General features: G+C 68.3%; 19 protein-coding genes. 5 read left to right on the top strand and 14 right to left on the bottom strand.

Going from position 1 to position 18,520, the window contains the following annotated elements; all coding sequences use genetic code 11:
• Positions 1-36: 36 nt before the first annotated feature.
• On the bottom strand, positions 37-1,362 hold the full coding sequence (locus tag MCHLDSM_RS13435; RefSeq protein ID WP_048470524.1) for a DUF445 domain-containing protein: 1,326 nt from the start codon (positions 1,360-1,362) through the stop codon (positions 37-39).
• An 83-nt stretch (positions 1,363-1,445) separates the two neighbouring features.
• Between MCHLDSM_RS13435 and MCHLDSM_RS13430 the strand changes: the two genes are divergently transcribed.
• Together MCHLDSM_RS13430 and MCHLDSM_RS13425 are read left to right on the top strand one after the other, a co-directional pair.
• Positions 1,446-2,150 carry a TetR/AcrR family transcriptional regulator gene (locus MCHLDSM_RS13430; protein ID WP_048418762.1) on the top strand — a complete coding sequence of 235 codons (705 nt, stop codon included), beginning with the start codon at positions 1,446-1,448 and terminating at the stop codon, positions 2,148-2,150.
• Between the two features lie 4 nt (positions 2,151-2,154).
• The gene (locus MCHLDSM_RS13425) at positions 2,155-3,021 is read left to right on the top strand and encodes a polyphosphate kinase 2 family protein (RefSeq protein ID WP_048470523.1); all 867 of its coding nucleotides are present in this window, start codon (positions 2,155-2,157) and stop codon (positions 3,019-3,021) included.
• 78 nt (positions 3,022-3,099) lie between these two features.
• On the opposite strand, the gene MCHLDSM_RS13420 is transcribed toward MCHLDSM_RS13425, so the two are convergent.
• From MCHLDSM_RS13420 to MCHLDSM_RS13405, 4 genes are all read right to left on the bottom strand, one after another.
• Positions 3,100-3,975, bottom strand: coding sequence for an endonuclease domain-containing protein (locus tag MCHLDSM_RS13420; RefSeq protein ID WP_234713967.1), 876 nt, complete (start codon positions 3,973-3,975; stop codon positions 3,100-3,102).
• Between the two features lie 27 nt (positions 3,976-4,002).
• Complete coding sequence (locus MCHLDSM_RS13415) at positions 4,003-4,857, bottom strand: 3-hydroxybutyryl-CoA dehydrogenase (protein WP_048418764.1); 855 nt, start codon at positions 4,855-4,857, stop codon at positions 4,003-4,005.
• A gap of 75 nt (positions 4,858-4,932) precedes the next feature.
• A complete protein-coding gene (aceA, locus tag MCHLDSM_RS13410) occupies positions 4,933-6,225 on the bottom strand; it encodes an isocitrate lyase (RefSeq protein WP_048470522.1) in 1,293 nt (430 codons plus the stop codon).
• A 238-nt stretch (positions 6,226-6,463) separates the two neighbouring features.
• Entirely contained in the window at positions 6,464-7,240 is a 777-nt protein-coding gene (locus MCHLDSM_RS13405; protein ID WP_048470521.1) for an acyl-[acyl-carrier-protein] thioesterase, read from the bottom strand.
• Positions 7,241-7,369: 129 nt separating this feature from the next.
• Here MCHLDSM_RS13405 and ramB point away from each other — a divergent pair, with 129 nt between their 5' ends.
• Together ramB and MCHLDSM_RS13395 are read left to right on the top strand one after the other, a co-directional pair.
• On the top strand, positions 7,370-8,803 hold the full coding sequence (ramB, locus tag MCHLDSM_RS13400) for an acetate metabolism transcriptional regulator RamB (protein WP_048470520.1): 1,434 nt from the start codon (positions 7,370-7,372) through the stop codon (positions 8,801-8,803).
• Positions 8,800-9,339 (top strand): carboxymuconolactone decarboxylase family protein, encoded by a 540-nt coding sequence (locus tag MCHLDSM_RS13395; protein WP_048470519.1) that lies wholly within the window; start codon positions 8,800-8,802, stop codon positions 9,337-9,339. Before ramB ends, MCHLDSM_RS13395 begins: the two co-directional genes overlap by 4 nt.
• A 3-nt stretch (positions 9,340-9,342) precedes the next feature.
• On the opposite strand, the gene MCHLDSM_RS13390 is transcribed toward MCHLDSM_RS13395, so the two are convergent.
• Genes MCHLDSM_RS13390 through MCHLDSM_RS13350 form a run of 9 tightly spaced genes read right to left on the bottom strand, consistent with a single transcriptional unit; the run spans position 9,343 to position 16,552 of the window.
• A complete protein-coding gene (locus tag MCHLDSM_RS13390) occupies positions 9,343-10,428 on the bottom strand; it encodes a GGDEF domain-containing protein (protein WP_048470518.1) in 1,086 nt (361 codons plus the stop codon).
• A 47-nt stretch (positions 10,429-10,475) separates the two neighbouring features.
• Positions 10,476-10,754, bottom strand: a complete 279-nt coding sequence (locus MCHLDSM_RS13385; protein ID WP_048470517.1) for a hypothetical protein — start codon at positions 10,752-10,754, stop codon at positions 10,476-10,478.
• Complete coding sequence (lpdA, locus tag MCHLDSM_RS13380) at positions 10,755-12,149, bottom strand: dihydrolipoyl dehydrogenase (protein ID WP_048470516.1); 1,395 nt, start codon at positions 12,147-12,149, stop codon at positions 10,755-10,757.
• Between the two features lie 32 nt (positions 12,150-12,181).
• Positions 12,182-12,595 (bottom strand): hypothetical protein, encoded by a 414-nt coding sequence (locus MCHLDSM_RS13375; RefSeq protein ID WP_048418772.1) that lies wholly within the window; start codon positions 12,593-12,595, stop codon positions 12,182-12,184.
• Complete coding sequence (locus MCHLDSM_RS13370; RefSeq protein WP_048470515.1) at positions 12,588-12,866, bottom strand: putative holin; 279 nt, start codon at positions 12,864-12,866, stop codon at positions 12,588-12,590. The genes MCHLDSM_RS13375 and MCHLDSM_RS13370 overlap by 8 nt, the downstream gene beginning before the upstream one ends.
• A gap of 52 nt (positions 12,867-12,918) precedes the next feature.
• Positions 12,919-13,395, bottom strand: coding sequence for a DUF779 domain-containing protein (locus tag MCHLDSM_RS13365; protein ID WP_109788812.1), 477 nt, complete (start codon positions 13,393-13,395; stop codon positions 12,919-12,921).
• 1 nt (position 13,396) lies between these two features.
• Positions 13,397-14,695, bottom strand: a complete 1,299-nt coding sequence (locus MCHLDSM_RS13360) for a helix-turn-helix domain-containing protein (protein ID WP_048470513.1) — start codon at positions 14,693-14,695, stop codon at positions 13,397-13,399.
• Positions 14,696-14,718: 23 nt separating this feature from the next.
• Positions 14,719-15,498, bottom strand: coding sequence for an acetoin reductase (locus tag MCHLDSM_RS13355; RefSeq protein ID WP_048470512.1), 780 nt, complete (start codon positions 15,496-15,498; stop codon positions 14,719-14,721).
• Between the two features lies 1 nt (position 15,499).
• Entirely contained in the window at positions 15,500-16,552 is a 1,053-nt protein-coding gene (locus tag MCHLDSM_RS13350; protein WP_048470511.1) for a 2,3-butanediol dehydrogenase, read from the bottom strand.
• 130 nt (positions 16,553-16,682) lie between these two features.
• Here MCHLDSM_RS13350 and MCHLDSM_RS13345 point away from each other — a divergent pair, with 130 nt between their 5' ends.
• A complete protein-coding gene (locus MCHLDSM_RS13345; RefSeq protein ID WP_174545677.1) occupies positions 16,683-18,515 on the top strand; it encodes a flavin-containing monooxygenase in 1,833 nt (610 codons plus the stop codon).
• The last annotated feature ends 5 nt before the right edge of the window (positions 18,516-18,520 follow it).

The raw sequence follows: 18,520 nt of genomic DNA, 5'->3' as shown, positions 1-18,520 counted from the left end.
GAGTGCTAACTTTTGCAAGCACCCAGTTAGCGCAGGTCAGAACAGTAGCTGGGCGATCGTGTAGATCGCCAGGCCGGCGAGCGACCCCACCACCGTGCCGTTGATCCGGATGAACTGCAGGTCGCGGCCCACGTGCAGTTCGATCCGCCGGCTCGCCTCGTCGGCGTCCCAGCGCTCGATGGTGTCGGTGATGATCGTGGTGATCTCCGCCCCGTAACCGACGACCAGGTGCTGGGCGCCGCGCACGATCCAGTTGTCCACCTTGTCGCGCAGATCGGCGTCGTCGCGCAGGGACTCCCCGATGCGCACGACGGAGTCGGCGATACGGGTGCGCAGCGCCGACGACGGATCGTCGACCGACTCCAGGATGAGCCGCTTGGCGGTGCTCCACGCCGTCTCGGCGGCCCGCGCGACCTCGTCGCGGGCCATGATCTGCTCCTTGACGTTCTCGGCCTTCTGGATCGTCGCCTCGTCGCTCTGCAGATCGCCGGCGAACTCGAACAGGAACTTGGTGGCCGAGCGGCGCAGCTCGTGGTCGGGATTGCGGCGGACCTTGTCGGTGAAGTCCATCAGCTCGCGGTGGATGCGCTCGCCGACGAGGTGGTCCACCCAACGCGGCGACCACGTCGGCGAATCACGCTCGATGACGCGCTCGATGACCTCACCGGCGTTGAGCGACCACTGGAACGCCCGGTCGGCCAGCAACTGCAGCAGCGCCTCCTGGCGGCCCTCCTCCAGTAGCGACGCCAGCACCCGCCCGATCGGCGGTCCCCACTGCGGCTCGGCGATGCGCTTGACGATCATCCGGTCCAGCACCTGCTGGACGTCTTCGTCACGCAGCATCTCGACCAGCACGCGCAGCACCGTCGACGCCTCGGCGGCCACCCGCTCGGCGTTGACCGGTTCGGCGAGCCACTTGCCTGTCCGGCTGGCGACGTCGGCGTCGCGCAGCTTGGTCTCCACGTTCTCCGGGGACAGGAAGTTCTCCCGGACGAAGTCGCTGAGACCCTCGCCGAGCTGGTCTTTCTTGCGCTTGATGATCGCGGTGTGCGGGATCGGCAGACCCAGGGGGTGCTTGAACAGCGCGGTCACCGCGAACCAGTCGGCCAGCGCACCGACCATGCCCGCCTCGGCGGCCGCCCGGACATAGCCCACCCACGGCGCCGCCCCGTGGGACTGCGCCCAGGTGCACAGCAGGAAGATCACCGACGCCCCGAGGAGGAAGCCGAGCGCGACGGCCTTCATGCGTCGTAGGGCGCGCCGCCGCTCGGCGTCAGCCGGCGAATCGGCTCCGGCGAGCTTCTCGGCGAAGCTTGCGCGGGGTCGTTGCCCGGCGTCGGGGATGTTCACTCGATGTGCCACGTGTCCATCATCCCTGCGCGGCCAACCAGCCCCGCCCGACCACCGTATTATCGACAAGGACTAACGAACGGATCACCGCGAACGTGGCACAACATTCCCCGCCGGTGGCGGTCAAAACCGATGGGCGCAAACGGCGCTGGCATCGGCACAAGGTCGAGCGCCGGAATGAGCTCGTGGACGGCACCCTGGAGGCCATCCGCCGGCTCGGCAGCAACGTCAGCATGGACGAGATCGCCGCCGAGATCGGGGTGTCCAAGACCGTTCTGTACCGCTACTTTGTCGACAAGAACGACCTGACCACCGCGGTGATGATGCGCTTCGCGCAGACCACGCTGATCCCCAACATGGCCGCCGCGCTGTCGTCGAACCTGGACGGCTACGCCCTGACCCGCGAGATCATCCGCGTGTACGTCGAGACGGTGGCCGCCGAACCGGAGCCCTACCGGTTCGTGATGGCGAACAACTCCGCGAGCAAGAGCAAGGCGGTCGCCGAGTCCGAGCAGATCATCGCCCGCATGCTGGCGGTCATGCTGCGCCGGCGCATGGTGTCGGTCGGCATGGACACCGGCGGCGCGGAGCCGTGGGCGTTCCACATCGTCGGCGGCGTGCAACTGGCCACGCACTCGTGGATGTCGCATCCGCGGATGAGCGCCGACGAGCTGATCGACTACCTGACGATGCTGTCGTGGAGCGCGCTGTGCGGCATCGTCGAGGTCGGCGGTTCGCTGGAGCGGTTCAGGTCCGAAGCCCATCCTTCCCCGGAACTGCCCCCTCAGCTGCTTGACTAGGTGCGTGAGCGAGCCCCTGGATCTTCCGTCGCTGTGGTCGCACGAACCGCACTCGCTGCTGAGGTTCACGCCGGGCGACCTCGTCGCCGACATCGACCCCGACGCCACGCCCGGTTTCCGTGGGGTCAAGTCGGATGCCCCGACGCTGCAGGAGGAGCGCAACGTGCGCTTCGCCGAGCTGCAGGAGATGCTGTACGCCCGCAGCCGGGTCGACGACACCCGCTCGGTGTTGCTGGTGCTGCAGGGCATGGACACCGCGGGCAAGGGCGGCATCGTCAAACATGTTGTCGGAGGCTGTAATCCGCAGGGCGTCGACTACTTCAACTTCGGCAAGCCCACGCCCGAGGAGCTGTCGCATCACTTTCTGTGGCGGATCCGCAAGGCTCTGCCGCGGCCGGGCCACATCGGGGTGTTCGACCGTTCCCACTACGAGGACGTGCTCATCGTCCGCGTGCACAACCTGGTGCCCCCGGCGGTGTGGGAGCCACGCTACGACGAGATCAACGCGTTCGAACGCGAACTCGTCGAGAGCGGGACGAGCCTGGTGAAGGTCGCGATGTTCGTCTCCCTCGACGAGCAGAAGAAGCGACTGGCCGAGCGTCTCGAGCGGCCGGACAAGTACTGGAAGTACAACCCGGGCGACATCGACGAGCGGCTGAAGTGGCCTCTGTACCAGGAGGCGTACCAGGCGATGCTGGACCGCACGAGCACCGAGTACGCGCCGTGGCACGTGGTGCCCTGCAACCGGAAGTGGTACAGCCGCCTCGCCGTCACCGAGTTGATGATCGAGGCGCTCAAGCAGCTCAACATGTCCTGGCCGCCACCGGATTTCGACGTCGAGGCGGAGAAGAAGCGGCTGAAGAAGGCCTAGGCTCTTTGGCGGCGCCGAGCGTACGGTTTCTGACGCTTTTCGCCCGATTTCCATCACAATGCGTGCATTCGGCGCCTATCAGGTGCCGGTCCAGCCCCGTCGTCGGAGCGCCTGCTCGGCACGCCGCCAGATGTCCTCGGGAGCGTCGCGCAGATGCCGCGCGCTGACACGGATGATGATCCAGCCCTGCTCGACCAGGAAGTCCAGCCGGGCGGTGTCCTCGGCGTGCGATACCGGATCCGTCCAGTGCTGCTCGCCGTCGTACTCGACGCCCACGCGGTACTCGGGCCAACCCATGTCGATGCGTCGCACCACCCGGCCCGACGCGCTGCGGATCGGGATCTGAGTCTGCAGGGCGGGTGCCCCCGATCGGATGAGGACGAGACGGGTCCGGGTCTCCTGCGGTGACTCGGCCCCTCCGTCGACGAGTGCCATGACCTGCCGCAGCCGGCGAATCCCCCGGGCGCCGGGATGACGGGCCGCGACGACGGCGACGTCCGCCACTGCAGCGCGGGTGGCGTTGAAGAGCGCATCGATGCGAATGATCGCCTCATCACCGGCAATTCGACGGCCGATGTCGAAAGCGGTGCGCGCCACGGTCGTACAGTCGATGCTCTGCACGAGGCACACCTCGTCGTCGAGCAACGCCTCCCGATGGATCCGAATCCCGGGCGCGAGGGCCGACCGCATCCGCGTCAGCTCCGCGGCGTGATCATGCGGCAGCCACCGGGAGCCGTGCATCGCCGCCGCCGACAGCCCCGCCAGCGTGGTGCTGCGCCCTGACCACAGCCAGGCGGCGTAGGCGCGGTCCCGGGGCGCGAGCACCATTCCCACCGGGGCGTAGACGTTGTGATGCAGTTTCACGTACCGGCGCCGCAGGTCTTGGCGCGTCGCTGTTCCGTCAGCGAGTGCCTCCGGCCCGACGATGATCTCCCCACATCGAGTCAGGCGCACGGCGCACCCGTTCGGTTCCCGGGAGGGTCAGTAGCTGTAGAAGCCCTTGCCGGTCTTCTTGCCCAGCTGGCCCGCCTCGACCATGCGCTGCAGCAGCGGCGGCGGCGCGTAGTGGGCGTCCTTGTACTCGTCGTACATCGAATCGGCGATCAGCTTCATGGTGTCCAGGCCGATCAGATCGGACAGCCGCAGCGGACCCATCGGGTGCGAGAGCCCCGCGACGACCGCGGTGTCGATGTCCTCGACGCTGGCCACGCCGGCCTCGGCCATCCGGATCGCCGAGAGCAGGTACGGCACCAGCAGCGCGTTGACGATGAAGCCCGAGCGGTCGCCGCAGCGCACCACCTTCTTGCCCAGCGTCTCCCCGGCGAACTGCTCGACCCGTGCGATCGCCTCGTCGGACGTGACGAGCGTGTTGACCAGCTCGACCAGCGGCAGCACCGGCACCGGGTTGAAGAAGTGCAGACCCAGCACGCGGCTCGGATTCTTCGTCGCCGCAGCGATTTTCATGATCGGGATGCTCGAGGTGTTCGACGCCAGCACCGCGTCGGGGTCGGTGACGATCTCGTCGAGCTTGGCGAACACGGACGCCTTGACGGCCTCGTCCTCGACGATCGCCTCGATCACCAGCTGGCGGTCGGCCAGGTCGGCGAGGTCGCTGGTGAAGGTCAGCCGGGCCTGGGTGATCTCGAACTCGTCGGCGGCCAGCTTGCCCTTCGCCTTCGCCCGCTCCAGCGACGCCGTGATGCGCGCCCTGCCCGCCTCGGCCAGCTCAGCCGACGGCTCGTAGACCACCACGGCCGCACCGGCCCTGGCGCACACCTCGGCGATGCCGCCGCCCATCTGCCCGGCGCCCACGACGCCGACTCGTTCGATGCTCACATCTCTCCTACCGTCGCAGCGATGAGCCCCGCCCGGGAAGCCCAGGCGGGGCTCATGCTGTCATGCGTCAGCGATCTAGTGGAACTGGCCCTCTTCGGTCGAGCCCGCGAGCGCGGTGGTCGACGAGGTGGGGTCCACGGTGGTGGCGATCCGGTCGAAGTAGCCGGCGCCGACCTCGCGCTGGTGCTTGGTCGCGGTGTAGCCCCGCTCCTCGGCGGCGAACTCGCGCTCCTGCAGCTCGACGTAGGCGCTCATCTGGTTGCGGGCGTAGCCGTAGGCCAGGTCGAACATCGAGTAGTTGAGCGCGTGGAAGCCGGCCAGCGTGATGAACTGGAACTTGAAGCCCATCGCGCCGAGCTCCCTCTGGAACTTCGCGATCGTCGCGTCGTCGAGGTGCTTGCGCCAGTTGAACGACGGCGAGCAGTTGTACGCCAGCATCTGGTCCGGGAACTCGCTCTTGACGCCCTCGGCGAACTTCTTGGCCAGCTCGAGGTCCGGGGTGCCGGTCTCCATCCAGATCAGGTCGGAAAACGGCGCGTAGGCCTTGGCGCGGGCGATGCACGGCTCGAGGCCGTTCTTCACCCGGTAGAAGCCCTCGGCGGTGCGGTCGCCGGTGATGAACGGCTGGTCGCGCTCGTCGACGTCGGAGGTGATCAGCGTGGCGGCCTCGGCGTCGGTACGGGCGATGACGACGGTCGGCACGCCGGCGACGTCGGCCGCGAGACGGGCCGAGGTCAGCGTGCGGATGTGCTGCTGGGTCGGGATCAGCACCTTGCCACCGAGGTGGCCGCACTTCTTCTCCGAGGCCAGCTGGTCCTCCCAGTGCGAACCCGCGACACCGGCGGCGATCATCGCCTTCTGCAGCTCGTAGACGTTGAGCGCACCACCGAAGCCGGCCTCACCGTCGGCGACGATCGGCGCGAGCCAGTTCTCCACCGAGCGGTCGCCCTCGACCTTGGCGATCTCGTCGGCGCGCAGCAGCGCGTTGTTGATGCGGCGCACGACCTGCGGCACCGAGTTGGCCGGGTAGAGGCTCTGGTCGGGGTAGGTGTGGCCGGACAGGTTGGCGTCACCGGCGACCTGCCATCCCGACAGGTAGATGGCCTTCAGGCCGGCGCGAACCTGCTGGACGGCCATGTTGCCCGTCAGCGCACCGAGCGCGTTGACGAAGTCCATGTCGTGCAGCTGCTCCCAGAGCACCTCGGCGCCGCGGCGGGCCAGGGTGTGCTCCTCGACGACGGTGCCCTGCAGGGCCACCACGTCCTGCGGGGTGTAGGTGCGGGTGACACCCTTCCAGCGCGGGTTGTGGTCCCAGTCGTGCTGGATCTGTTCGGGGGACTTCGGCGTGCCCACGGTCGACTTGGTCATGAGGGACCTACTCCTTCAACAAGTTGTTAACGTTCCAGCGACTTCACTGGTGTGCTGAACCGAGCATGCATCACGCCATAACCGCAGGTCCACCCGTTTCGCTTGTAAACTTTCGCCAACGGACCCGGAGAACTTGCGAAGGTTGCGAAGGTACGTCGCTGCTGAACCGGTTCAGAAGTTACCGGCTGGTAAACGATCGTCGCAGGTCAGTACGGCCGTACTGTTTAAGTGAAGCGATTCAGAGCGCGAAGATCGACGCGACCGCTTTGACCTCATCGCCGACCGCATATGTGAGCGTTGTAACAGTCCGGTCGCTCAGGTCGGTGCCGAACTTCTCGGTCGATCCGGCCGGATAGGTGTGGCGGAGGATCTCCAACTTGTCACCGAGCGCGACGGGGAGATCGTGCTCGATGGTCACCCGCAGCGGCGCTTTCAACAACTCGGGATGGGACTGCAGGTAGTCCTCGACCACCGACCAGTACACCGAGTTGTTCATGTGGTCGAAGATGTCGATGTCGCTGACGCGCACGGGGTAGTCGCGAATCTGCTCGGCGTCCTCGCGCCCACCCGCGCTCAGATAGGCCTTCCAGCGCAGCCGGCCCTCGCTGGTCGTGCGCCGCAGGCCCTCGATGAAGTCGTCGGCGATGCGGGCGGGGCCCTGCGTCTCCCTGTTGATGTTGATCCAGAACGCCTCGGATTCGACGACGCCGCCCTTGCGACCGTCGATACGCACCCGCATCTCGCACCAGCGGTTCGAGGTGCCCGAACACCAGCGCCGCAGCCGCAGCATGTCCTTGAACACGATCGGCTCGATCATGTCGATCATCGTGCGGCGCACGATCCACAGCGGGTGGGTCTCCTCGAACCCCATCTCGCGCAGTTGATCGGTGCCGACGTCTTGGATGTGCCGGGTCGCCGCGTCGAATTTCAGCCTGCCCTCGCGGTCCACGTCGGCCACCCGCAGCGGCCATTCGACGTCGAAGACGTCGGGGTGCCCCTCGGGCACCGGCATCATCGTCTTGGCCAGGCCCTGCGTCGCGGCAGTCGGCCGACCGGGGGTACTCACGAATCCTGATGATGCCACACGCACCCGGCTTGCCAATGATGCAAATCAGCACTTAGCAGGGTTGTTAGGCTGGTTGACGTGGCCAAAACCTACGTCGGGGCCCGGGTCCGGCAGTTGCGCAACGAGCGCGGATTCAGCCAGGCCGCGCTCGCTCAGATGCTCGACATCTCGCCCAGCTACCTCAACCAGATCGAGCACGACGTGCGCCCGCTCACGGTGGCGGTGCTGCTGCGCATCACCGAGGTGTTCGGCGTCGACGCGACGTTCTTCGCCTCCCAGGACGACACCCGCCTGATCGCCGAGCTGCGCGAGGTGCTGATGGACCGGGACCTCGACGTCGACGTCGGGCCCGCCGAGGTCGCCGACATGGTGGGCGCGCATCCCGCGCTGGCCCGCGCCATGGTCAACCTGCACCGCCGCTACCAGCTGACGACGACGCAGCTGGCCGCCGCCACCGAGGACCGATTCACCGTCGGCAACGCCACCTCGGGTGCCAGCGGCACCGGTGCCATCTCGATGCCGCACGAAGAGGTGCGCGACTACTTCTACCAGCGGCAGAACTACCTGCACGAGCTGGACACCGCCGCCGAGGAACTGACGGCCGGGATGCGCATCCAGCGGGGCGACCTGGCCGGCGACCTGTCCGACCGGCTGCGGTTCGTACACGGTGTGACGATCATCCGCCGACTCGACCTCGGCGAAGGGGTGCTGCACCGCTTCGACCCGGTGTCCAAGACGCTGGAGATCACCGCGCACCTGTCGACCGGGCAGCGGGTCTTCCGGCTGGCCTCCGAGCTCGCCTACCTCGAGTACGGCGACCTGATCGACAAGCTCGCCGACGAGGGCCACTTCACCAGTGAGGAGTCGCGCAAGCTCGCCCGTCTCGGGCTGGCCAACTACTTCGCCGCGGCGACGGTGCTGCCGTACGCCCAGTTCCACGACGTCGCCGAGAAGTTCCGCTACGACGTCGAACGGCTCTCGGCGTACTACTCGGCCAGTTACGAGACCATCTGCCATCGGCTGTCCACGCTGCAGCGGCCGTCGATGCGCGGGGTGCCGTTCTCGTTCGTCCGCGTCGACCGCGCAGGCAACATGTCGAAACGCCAGTCCGCCACCGGGTTTCACTTCTCCTCCAGCGGCGGCACCTGCCCGCTGTGGAACGTCTACGAGACGTTCGCGAACCCCGGCAAGATCGGCGTGCAGATCGCCGAGATGCCCGACGGCCGCGCGTACATGTGGGTGGCGCGCACGGTGGAGCGGCGCGCGTCGCGCTATGGTCAGCCGGGTAAGACGTTCGCGATCGGCCTGGGCTGCGAACTGCGGCACGCGCACCGGCTGGTCTACTCGGAAGGCCTGGACCTCAGTGGTGACAATGCGACGCCCATCGGCGCCGGCTGCCGGGTCTGCGAGCGGGACAACTGCCCGCAGCGGGCGTTCCCCGCGCTGGGCCGCGCGCTCGACATCGACGAACACCGCTCGACGGTGTCCCCCTATCTGGTGAGGCAGTCATGAGCACCGCACGCATTCCTCCGGGTGGCTTCAAGGAGCTCGGCCCGGTCAACTGGGCGATCGCCAAGGTCGGAGCCAAAGGCATCCGGCGGCCGCGGTTCAGCCTGCTGAATGTGCTCGGTCACCACAAGACCCTGTTGCTGGCCTGGTTGCCGCTGTCCATTCATCTGCTCGGCGCCGGCAAGCTGTCGCGGCGCGACGCGGAGTTCGTGATCCTGCGCGTCGGCCATCTGCGCGACTGCGAGTACGAATTGCAGCAGCACCGCAGGCTGGCCCGCACCCGCGGCGTGGACGCGGCCACGCAGGCCGCGATCTTCGCCGGGCCCGACGCCGACGGCCTCACCGACCGGGAACGCACGCTGCTCACCGCCACCGACGAGTTCGTCGTCACCCGCGGTGTCTCACCGCAGACGTGGCAGGCGCTGTCGCGGCACTACACCACCCAGCAGCTGATCGAATTCTGCTTGCTCACAGCGCAATACGACGGTCTGGCCGCGACGATCACGACACTTCAGGTGCCGCTGGACTTCCCGGACTAGGGCTCACCAGACGTCGGCGGCGATCACGACGCGGTCCCCGCCGCGAGCCTTGGCCTCGTACATCGCCGTGTCCGCCGCGGTGATCACCTCTTCGAGGTCCGAGCCCCATCTCGTGCTCGTCGCGAGGCCGATGCTGACGGTCACCGTGGGCTGCGCGGGTGCGGAGACCGACGCCCGGATCCGTTCGGCGACCGCACCGGCCTGCCTGGGCGAGATCCGATCCACGACCAGGAATTCCTCGCCGCCCCAGCGCACGACGACGGCCTCGCTGCGCACGCTCTGCCGGATCCTGCGCGCGGTGCGGATCAGCACCTCGTCCCCGACGGCGTGGCCGAGGGTGTCGTTGACCGCCTTGAAGCCGTCGACGTCGATCAGCAGCGCGCACAGATCCGACTGCAGCGGCGCGCTCTCGTCGAGCCGTGTGATCGACACCGCCAGACCGCGCCGGTTCGTCAGTTCGGTCAGCGGATCGGTCAGCGACTGTTTGGAACTGCCCTGCAGCAACCAGAATCCGAACTGCAGGGCCGGCAGGATGCAGACGGTGACCAGCAGCGCGATGACCGCCCGCGACACCGCGACCTGCAGCCCGTATTCCGGCGCGCTCACCGCCAACCACACCGCGATGCCGACCACCGAGACGGTGCACCACGCGATGTGGGCCAGATGCAGTCGCGGGCCGTGGAAGAACACCACGTAACCTCCGGCGCACAACAGGATCGGGATCCCCGACATGGCCAGGTTCGCGTCGCCGAACAGCAGCGCCGAGATCGTCATGATCACGTCGACGAACGCCACGAGCACCGCCGACTCGCGGGCCGACGGCCACGGCAGCAGCGCCCAGCGCGCCGCCCAGCCCAGCGAGCCCAGGGCCACGAACGCCCAGCCCGCGCGGATCAGCGGTGCGTCGACCCCCGGCGGCGCGTACACGTTCAGCAGGGACAGCACGCCCATCGTCACCCCGATGCCGGCGATCACGTGCCTCAGCACCGACAGCAGCCCGCGGCTGCGCAGAAAGTCGATGCGCCACTGGTATTCGTCGCGCTGGCGCCACCAGCGCAGGATCAAGTTGTCGGCCACCCCGTCCCCCACCGGCTCATTGTCTGGGATCGGGCAGCAACGCCGTCAGGGATTGGCGGTTATAGGTAGGTCACGCCCAGCACGGTCAGCGAGAACAGCACCGGCGACACCGGCAGCGCCCAGCAGAACACCGCCCACGCCTCGGCTCTGCGCGACTTCTGCTGCCATTGCCGCCAGCCCAGGTATCCGCCCGCGATCGCCACGAGGAACGACGCCGCGGCGACGACCAGCACCCACATCGGGATGTCGGTCGACCCGATGGCCGCGGAGATCCCGGCCAGCCACAGCATGTGGCCGACCACCAATCCGCCGATCCCGGCGACCCAGATCGCCCTCAATTAGAAGTTGATCATGTGGCCGACCAGGCCGTGGAAGCACTCCTGCAGCGCCTCCGACAGGGTCGGGTGGGTGTGCACGTTGCGGGCGAGCTCGTTGGCGGTCAGGTCCCACTTCTGCGCCAGGGTGAGTTCGGGCAGCAACTCGGAGACGTCGGGACCGATCAGGTGACCGCCGAGCAGTTCGCCGTACTTCTTGTCGGCGATCAGCTTCACGAAGCCGGTCGGGTCGGCCAGGCCGTGCGCCTTGCCGTTGGCGGTGAACGGGAACTTGGCGACGACGACGTCGTAGCCCTCGTCCTTGGCCTGCTGCTCGGTCAGACCGAAGCTGGCGACCTGCGGCTGGCAGAACGTCGCGCGCGGCATCATCCGGTAGTCGCCGAGTGCCAACGTCTCGGCGCCGGCGATCGTCTCGGCGGCGACGACACCCATCGCCTCGGCGACGTGGGCGAGCTGCAGCTTTCCGGTGACGTCGCCGATCGCGTAGATGTGCGGCTTGTTGGTGCGCATGTAGTCGTCGATGCCGATGCCGCCGCGATCGGTCAGCTCGACGCCGGTCTTCTTCAGGTCGTAGCCGTCGACGTTGGGCACGAAGCCGATGGCCTGCATGACCTTGTCGGTCTTGAGCTCGTCGTCCTTGCCGTCCTTGCTGATCTTGACCGTGACCGTCGACCCATCGTCGTCGATGGATTCCACTTTGGTGCCGGTCAGGATCTTCACGCCGAGCTTCTTGTACTGCTTCTCGATCTCCTTGGAGACCTCGGCGTCCTCGTTGGGCAGCGCGCGCGGCAGGAACTCGACGATCGTGACGTCGACGCCGTAGTTCTTCATCACGTACGCGAACTCCATGCCGATCGCGCCGGCGCCGGCGATGACGATCGAGCCGGGCAGGTCGCGCTCCATGATCTGCTCTTCGTAGGTGATGACGTTCTTGGACAGCTTGGTGCCGGGCACCAGCTTGGTGTGGGCGCCGGTCGCGATGATCGCGTTGTCGAACGTCACCGTCTCGGTGTCGCCCTCGTTGAGGTCGACCACGATCGTGTGGTCGTCGGTGAACTTGCCGTAGCCGTGGATCTCGGTGATCTTGTTCTTCTTCATCAGGAAGTGCACACCGGCCACCCGGCCCTCGGCGACCTTACGGCTGCGATCGAACGCGGCGCCGTAGTCGAAGCTGACGTCCCCGCTGATGCCGAACGTCTTGGCTTCCTTGGTGAACATGTGCGCCAGCTCGGCGTTGCGCAGCAGCGCCTTGGACGGGATACACCCGACGTTGAGGCACACGCCGCCCCAGTACTTGGGTTCGATGATGGCGGTGTTCAGCCCGAGCTGGGCGGCGCGGATGGCCGCCACGTACCCGCCGGGGCCTGCTCCGAGAACGACGACGTCATAGTGGGTCACGCCTTACCACCCTAGTGGTCTTCGGCAACTAGCTACCGGGTGATCCAGCCGAACACATATCCGCCGTAAAGCAAGGCGGCCCCTGCCGTCGAGGCCAGCGGCGCCGACATGAACGCGATCGCCAGCGCGGTGACCGACGGCCGGTTCTGCACCATCGCGGTGAGCAGGCCGCCGACGATGCAGGCGACCAGGTACACCAGCACCGCGAACACCGGCAGGGACTTCTCCAGCGAGTGATACCACCAGTAGTACAGGCCCGCCCCTGCCGCGGCGGCGAGGATCCAGACCGCCGCCGTGACGAGCACGAACCGCCAGCGGCCGAGGAACTGCGGCACTCCGGGAACGACGACCGGTGCGGCGGTGTGCGGCGCGGGGTCGTCGATCACGCTCTGCGCGGCGAAGCCGCCGGTGAACTCCGGGGTGTAGGGCTGCGTGTGCTCAGACACCGGTGGCCACCTGCAGGGCGGCCAGCGCGCCGAACCAGCCGGGCCCGACGGCGAGAACGAGGGCGCCGAGGGCGGTGACCCAGCGTCGGCCGGACATCAGGATGGTCAGGGTGCCGAGGACGCCGGGGACACCGACGACGAGGGCGATGACGACGTCGGGGCGGACGGGCGCGGTGATCTCGACGGCGGCGAGGAGCGCGCCCATCATGCCGAGGGCGACGCCGACGATCATCACTCCGGCCAATACCGATGCGCGGGGCAGCGGGATCACCTCTCGACGGTAAACCCGGCGAAGCGGCTTTCCGGGGAGGCGCGCTGACGGCCTACCGCAGCGGCATCGGGCAGGCGTCGACGCCCTCGGCCACGACGTGCGTCCCACTCGACACGGGACGCTCGCCGCGCTCGTACGCCGCGCCCGTCACCACCGTTTCGGCGGCCAGCGCGCGGTTCTCCTCGTCGGTGAACGCGCGGCCCCGGGACAGGAACCGCTTGCCCTCGGGGGCCTCGAGGCTGAAGCCGCCGCCGCGGCCCGGCACCACGTCGATCACCAGCTGCGTGTGCTTCCACGCGTCGAACTGCGGACCGGAGATCCACACCGGCACCCCGTCGCCGACGTCGAACACGGCGAGCAGCACGTCGCGGTCGCCGACGACGAAGTCCCCGTCGGGGTAACACATCGGTGAGGAGCCGTCGCAGCATCCGCCGGACTGATGGAACATCAACGCGCCGTGGCGGTCCTGCAGCGTCCGCAGCAGGTCGGCCGCCGCGGCGGTGATCAGGGCTCGGTTCGGTGCGGGCACGTCATCCATCCTCCCCCAGTCGGGCGGCGCGGATCGCCGGCGCCGTCGACGGCGGCAGCAGCGCCCGCCGATCCTCGGGATAGCAGACCGTGAGCCCGACCGACGACGCGAACCGGTACGGCTGTGCGGCGAGCAGGCCGACGAACTGCTTGCGCAGTCGCGACATCTCCGCGCGTACCGTCACCACCCGGGAGCGATCGCCGTAGAGGTCCTCTGCCAGTTGCGGCGCGGAGCGGCCCTGTGGTGAGCGCGCCAGCGCGCACAGGATCTCGGCGTGGCGCAGCGACAGGTCGTTGCGCCAGCAGCCGAACTCCCCCGTGAGTTGCAACGACGGCCTGTCCGGATCGGCGAAGTCCAGCGTCACCTGCGACACGTGCGGTGAATTGTCGTCGTCGGCCAACCCGTCTCCCTTGGCCAACCGCACCAGCCAGCCGCCGGGCAGCGGCTCGACGGCGCACGGTCCCAGCGTCGCGAGCCACACCCGGCCCGGACCCATCTGGTCGGGCAGCAGGATCCGGTTGTGCAGCGGCATCGCGTCCACCGCGGCGACCCAGCCCTCGGTGTCCACCGCCAGCGCGGGCGTGCCCATGCGGGCGAGGATCGGCGCGGCGACCGTACGCAGCCGGTTCAAGGTGCGGTCGTGCTCGGAGCGCAGGTGCGATTCGGCCAGGCGTGCGACGGCGTCGACGAGCGCGATGGTGGTGGGATGCACGGTCGCGGCCGGGCCGGACACGTCGACGACGCCGATGACGTGCCCGGTCCGCGGGTCGCGGATCGGCGCCCCCGCGCACGTCCAGGCGTGGTGGCTGCGCAGGAAGTGCTCGGCGGAGAACACCTGGACGGCGCGTTGCGCGGCGAGCGCGGTGCCGATCGCATTGGTGCCGACGGCCCCTTCGCCCCAGTGCGCGCCCTCGACGAACCCGAGCCGGTCGGCGTTGCTCAGCACGCCAGGCGAGCCGGAGCGCCACAGCACCCGGCCCTGCGCGTCGGCGACGACGAGGATGTTCTCCCCGTCGGCGACCAACGATTCGAGGCCGTGGGAGATCTCGTCGAGCACCTCCATCAGGCCCGACGCGCGCCGCAGCGCCTCCAGGCCTCCGGTCTCGACCACCGGGGTGTCGCTGGGTTCGATCCCGCTGGCCAGCAGCCGCTGCCAGGAGTCGCCGATCACCTCGCGGGGGCGCGCCGGTGCCCGGTGCCCGGCCATCGTCGCGTCGTAGACAGCCGACATCAGCCGCGCATAGCTGCGCGGATCCTCGCCGACGGCCACGGCGGGTTCAGGCACGGACGACCCTGGCATCACTGGCGATTGTGCTCTCCATCTCAGCGGTAAACCAGGCCGCCGTCGATCAGGCCGGCCTGGCCGGTCATGTAGTCGGAGTCGGGCCCGGCCAGATACGACACGAAACCCGCGACGTCGTCGGGCGTCTCGGCGCGGCCCAGCGCGATGCCGCCGACGAACGTGTCATAGGTCTCGCCTTCGGCGGCGCCGGTCAGTTCGGCGAACCGCTTGTCGATCTCCACCCACATGTCGGTGCCGACCACGCCGGGGCAGTACGCGTTGACGGTGATGCCGTCGGCGGCGTGCTCTTTGGCGGCGGCCTGGGTGAGGGCGCGCACGGCGAACTTGGTCGCGCTGTAGGGGCCGAGCATCGCGAAGCCGTCGTGCCCGGCGATGGACGAGGCGTTAATGATCTTGCCGCGCGTGCCTGACTTCCTGAATTGTGCGACGGCGGCCTGGATCCCCCACAGCACGCCGTCGACGTTGACCGCCCACAACTTCTTCAGCTCCGCGGGCGTCACGTCGATGATCGGACCGACCAGGGCGATGCCGGCGTTGTTCACCATGATGTCGAGGCCGCCGAGTGCGGAGGCGGCGTGCTCGACGGCGGCGAACACCTGATCGCGGTCGCTGACGTCGGCGACGAACGTCGTTGCTTTGCAGCCGATGTCGATGATCTCACCCGCCACGCTCTCGATGCTGTCGCCGGTGACATCGACCAGTGCGACGTCGGCGCCGTCGCGTGCCAGCCGCAGCGCGATCCCGCGCCCGATGCCGCGCCCGGCTCCGGTGACGAGGGCGACTTTCCCGTTGAGCCCCATATCAGTTCGCTCCGTTCGGATCGACGAGAACTTTCATCTTGGTGCCGGCGTGCAGCGCCTCGAATCCCTCGTCGACGACGTCGTCGAGCGGGATCCGGGTCACCCAGCCGGTGGTGTCGTAGCGGCCGTCGGCCATCAGCGCGATCACCGCTTCGAAGTCCGCGCCGGTGTAGCACAGCGACCCCTGGATCCGGGACTCGTTCATCACCAGGTTGAGAAGCGGTGTCTCGAGCGGCTTTTCGTAGATCGCCACGCTGATCATCGGCCGTCGGGAGCCGACACAGGCCAGCGCGGTGCTCACCGCGGGCGTCACGCCCGCAGCGTCGAACACCGCGTCCGCTCCGTTGCCGGAGGTGTGCTCGGCGATGAAGGCGGGCACGTCGGAGGCGGTCGGGTCGATTGTCTGCGCGCCGAGGGCCTCGATGGCCGCGCGCCGGGTCGGCGACGGCTCGACGACGAACACGTCCTCGAGTCCCTTGCCGCGCAAGGCGAACCACAGCCCGATGCCGATCGGGCCGGCGCCGAACACCATCGCGGTGTCGCCGGCTTTGACGTCGCCGAGGGTGGCCGCGTGGTAGGCCACCGACATGGGCTCGACGAGCGCACCGAGTTCCAGCGACACGTTGTCGGGCAGCCGGTGCAGCATCGACGTCGGCACGACGGTGGACTCGGCCATGCCGCCGTCGGACATCAGCCCGTGGAAGCCGATCTGCTGGCAGACGTTGTAGTTGCCGGCCCGGCAGGGTCCGCAGTGGTCGCACTTGTAGATCGGCTCGACGGCGACGCGGTCGCCCTCGCTCCAGCCGGTCACCCCGTCCCCGACGGCGGTGATGGTGCCGGAGAACTCGTGGCCCATCGTCAGCGGCAGCTGCGCACCGGTCAGCGGGTGCGGGGACGTCGGCACGAAGATGGGGCCGGCGTAGTACTCGTGCAGATCGGTGCCGCAGATGCCGTTGAAGCCCACCTGCAGCTTCACAGTGCCGGGGCGGACCTCCGGTTCGGCGACGTCGTCGATCTCGAGCTTGTTGGGTCCGTAGTAGACAGCTGCTTTCATATCGGCATGTCTATGTGACGGCGGCCACACCGCGAAAGAGTTGCAGGGGGTTGCAGCGGGCACAGGCGGCCGGGGTTGCAACGCTTCGCAACTCTTGTGCCGGCCTCGCCCAGGGTGTGCTCTGGCTCACATGACTTCAACTCTCGACCCTCAGACTTCACACCCCAAGAGCACTGATCTGACCCCTCAGCAGCGCATCGACGCCTGGCTGGCCGACTTCGAGGCCGCGCTGGCCGTCCGCGACATCGAACGCGCGGTCGGCATGTTCGCCGTCGACAGCTTCTGGCGCGACCTGGTGTCGTTCACCTGGAACATCAAGACCCTCGAGGGCCGCGACCAGATCGCCGACATGCTGGGCGCCCGGCTGATCGAGACCGACCCGTCGGGCTTCCGCACCAGGGAGCCCGCCACCCAGGACGGCGACGTCACGTCGGCGTTCATCGAGTTCGAGACCGGCAGCGGCCGCGGCACCGGCCATCTGCGACTCAAAGGTGATCAGGCCTGGACGCTGCTGACCGCGCTGCAGGAACTCAAGGGACACGAGGAGCCCAAGGGGTCGACCCGGGTGATGGGCGCCGTGCACGGCGACGACCCCGATCCGCGGTCGTGGGCCGAGAAGAAGGCCGCCGAGGACGCCGAGCTCGGCCGCACCACGCAGCCCTACGCGCTGGTGATCGGCGGCGGCCAGGGCGGCATCGCGCTCGGCGCGCGGCTGCGTCAGCTCGGCGTGCCGGCGATCGTCGTCGACAAGCACGAAAGGCCTGGCGATCAGTGGCGCAAGCGGTACAAGTCGCTGTGCCTGCACGACCCGGTCTGGTACGACCACCTGCCCTACCTGCCGTTCCCGCAGAACTGGCCGGTGTTCGCCCCGAAGGACAAGATCGGCGACTGGCTGGAGTTCTACACCCGCGTGATGGAGGTGCCGTACTGGTCGAAGACGACGTGCCTGTCCGCCACCTTCGACGATGCCAGCGGAACCTGGACCGTCGAGGTCGACCGCGACGGCGAGCGCCTCACCCTGCATCCGACACAGCTGGTGCTGGCGACCGGCATGTCGGGCAAGCCGCACGTGCCCACGCTGCCCGGCCAGGACGTCTTCCGCGGTGAACAGCACCATTCGTCGGCGCATCCCGGACCGGACCCGTACGTCGGCAAGAAGGCCGTCGTGATCGGCTCGAACAACTCCGCCCACGACATCTGCAAGGCGCTGTACGAGAACGGCGTCGACGTGACGATGGTGCAGCGGTCCTCCACGCACATCGTCAAGTCCGACACCCTGATGGACATCGGGCTGGGCGACCTGTACTCCGAGCGGGCGCTGGCGTCGGGCATGACCACCGAGAAGGCCGATCTGACGTTCGCGTCGCTGCCGTACCGGATCATGCACGAGTTCCAGATCCCGCTGTACGACCAGATGCGCGAGCGCGACAAAGAGTTCTACGACCGCCTCGAGGCGGCCGGCTTCGAACTGGACTGGGGCGCCGACGGATCCGGTCTGTTCATGAAGTACCTGCGCCGCGGCTCGGGTTACTACATCGACGTCGGCGCGTGCGACCTGGTCGCCGACGGCCGGATCAAGCTGGCGCACGGGCAGGTCGACCGTCTCACCGAGGACGCGGTGGTGCTGGCCGACGGCACCGAACTGCCCGCCGACGTGGTGGTCTACGCGACCGGCTACGGCTCGATGAACGGCTGGGCCGCCGACCTGATCGGTCAGGAGGTCGCCGACCGGGTCGGCAAGGTGTGGGGCCTGGGCAGCGACACCCCGAAGGATCCCGGTCCGTGGGAGGGCGAGCAGCGCAACATGTGGAAGCCCACGCAGCAGCCCAACCTGTGGTTCCACGGCGGCAACCTGCACCAGTCGCGGCACTACTCGCTGTATCTGGCGCTGCAGCTCAAGGCCCGCTACGAGGGAATGGCCACCCCGGTGTACGGCCTGCAGGAGGTGCACCACCTCAGCTGAGCCCC

Source organism: Mycolicibacterium chlorophenolicum, from assembly GCF_001044235.1.
GTDB classification, from domain to species: Bacteria; Actinomycetota; Actinomycetes; order Mycobacteriales; family Mycobacteriaceae; genus Mycobacterium; species Mycobacterium chlorophenolicum.
This window is presented reverse-complemented; position numbering and strand designations above follow the sequence as displayed.

What these genes read in the sequence shown, in the direction of transcription:
- MCHLDSM_RS13360 (WP_048470513.1), bottom strand. Translation starts at nt 14,695, where the DNA reads ATGCCAGGGTCGTCCGTGCCTGAACCCGCCGTGGCCGTCGGCGAGGAT.
- MCHLDSM_RS13345 (WP_174545677.1), top strand. Translation starts at nt 16,683, where the DNA reads ATGACTTCAACTCTCGACCCTCAGACTTCACACCCCAAGAGCACTGAT.
- MCHLDSM_RS13355 (WP_048470512.1), bottom strand. Translation starts at nt 15,498, where the DNA reads ATGGGGCTCAACGGGAAAGTCGCCCTCGTCACCGGAGCCGGGCGCGGC.
- aceA (WP_048470522.1), bottom strand. Translation starts at nt 6,225, where the DNA reads ATGACCAAGTCGACCGTGGGCACGCCGAAGTCCCCCGAACAGATCCAG.
- MCHLDSM_RS13405 (WP_048470521.1), bottom strand. Translation starts at nt 7,240, where the DNA reads ATGATGCCGGTGCCCGAGGGGCACCCCGACGTCTTCGACGTCGAATGG.
- MCHLDSM_RS13395 (WP_048470519.1), top strand. Translation starts at nt 8,800, where the DNA reads ATGAGCACCGCACGCATTCCTCCGGGTGGCTTCAAGGAGCTCGGCCCG.
- MCHLDSM_RS13350 (WP_048470511.1), bottom strand. Translation starts at nt 16,552, where the DNA reads ATGAAAGCAGCTGTCTACTACGGACCCAACAAGCTCGAGATCGACGAC.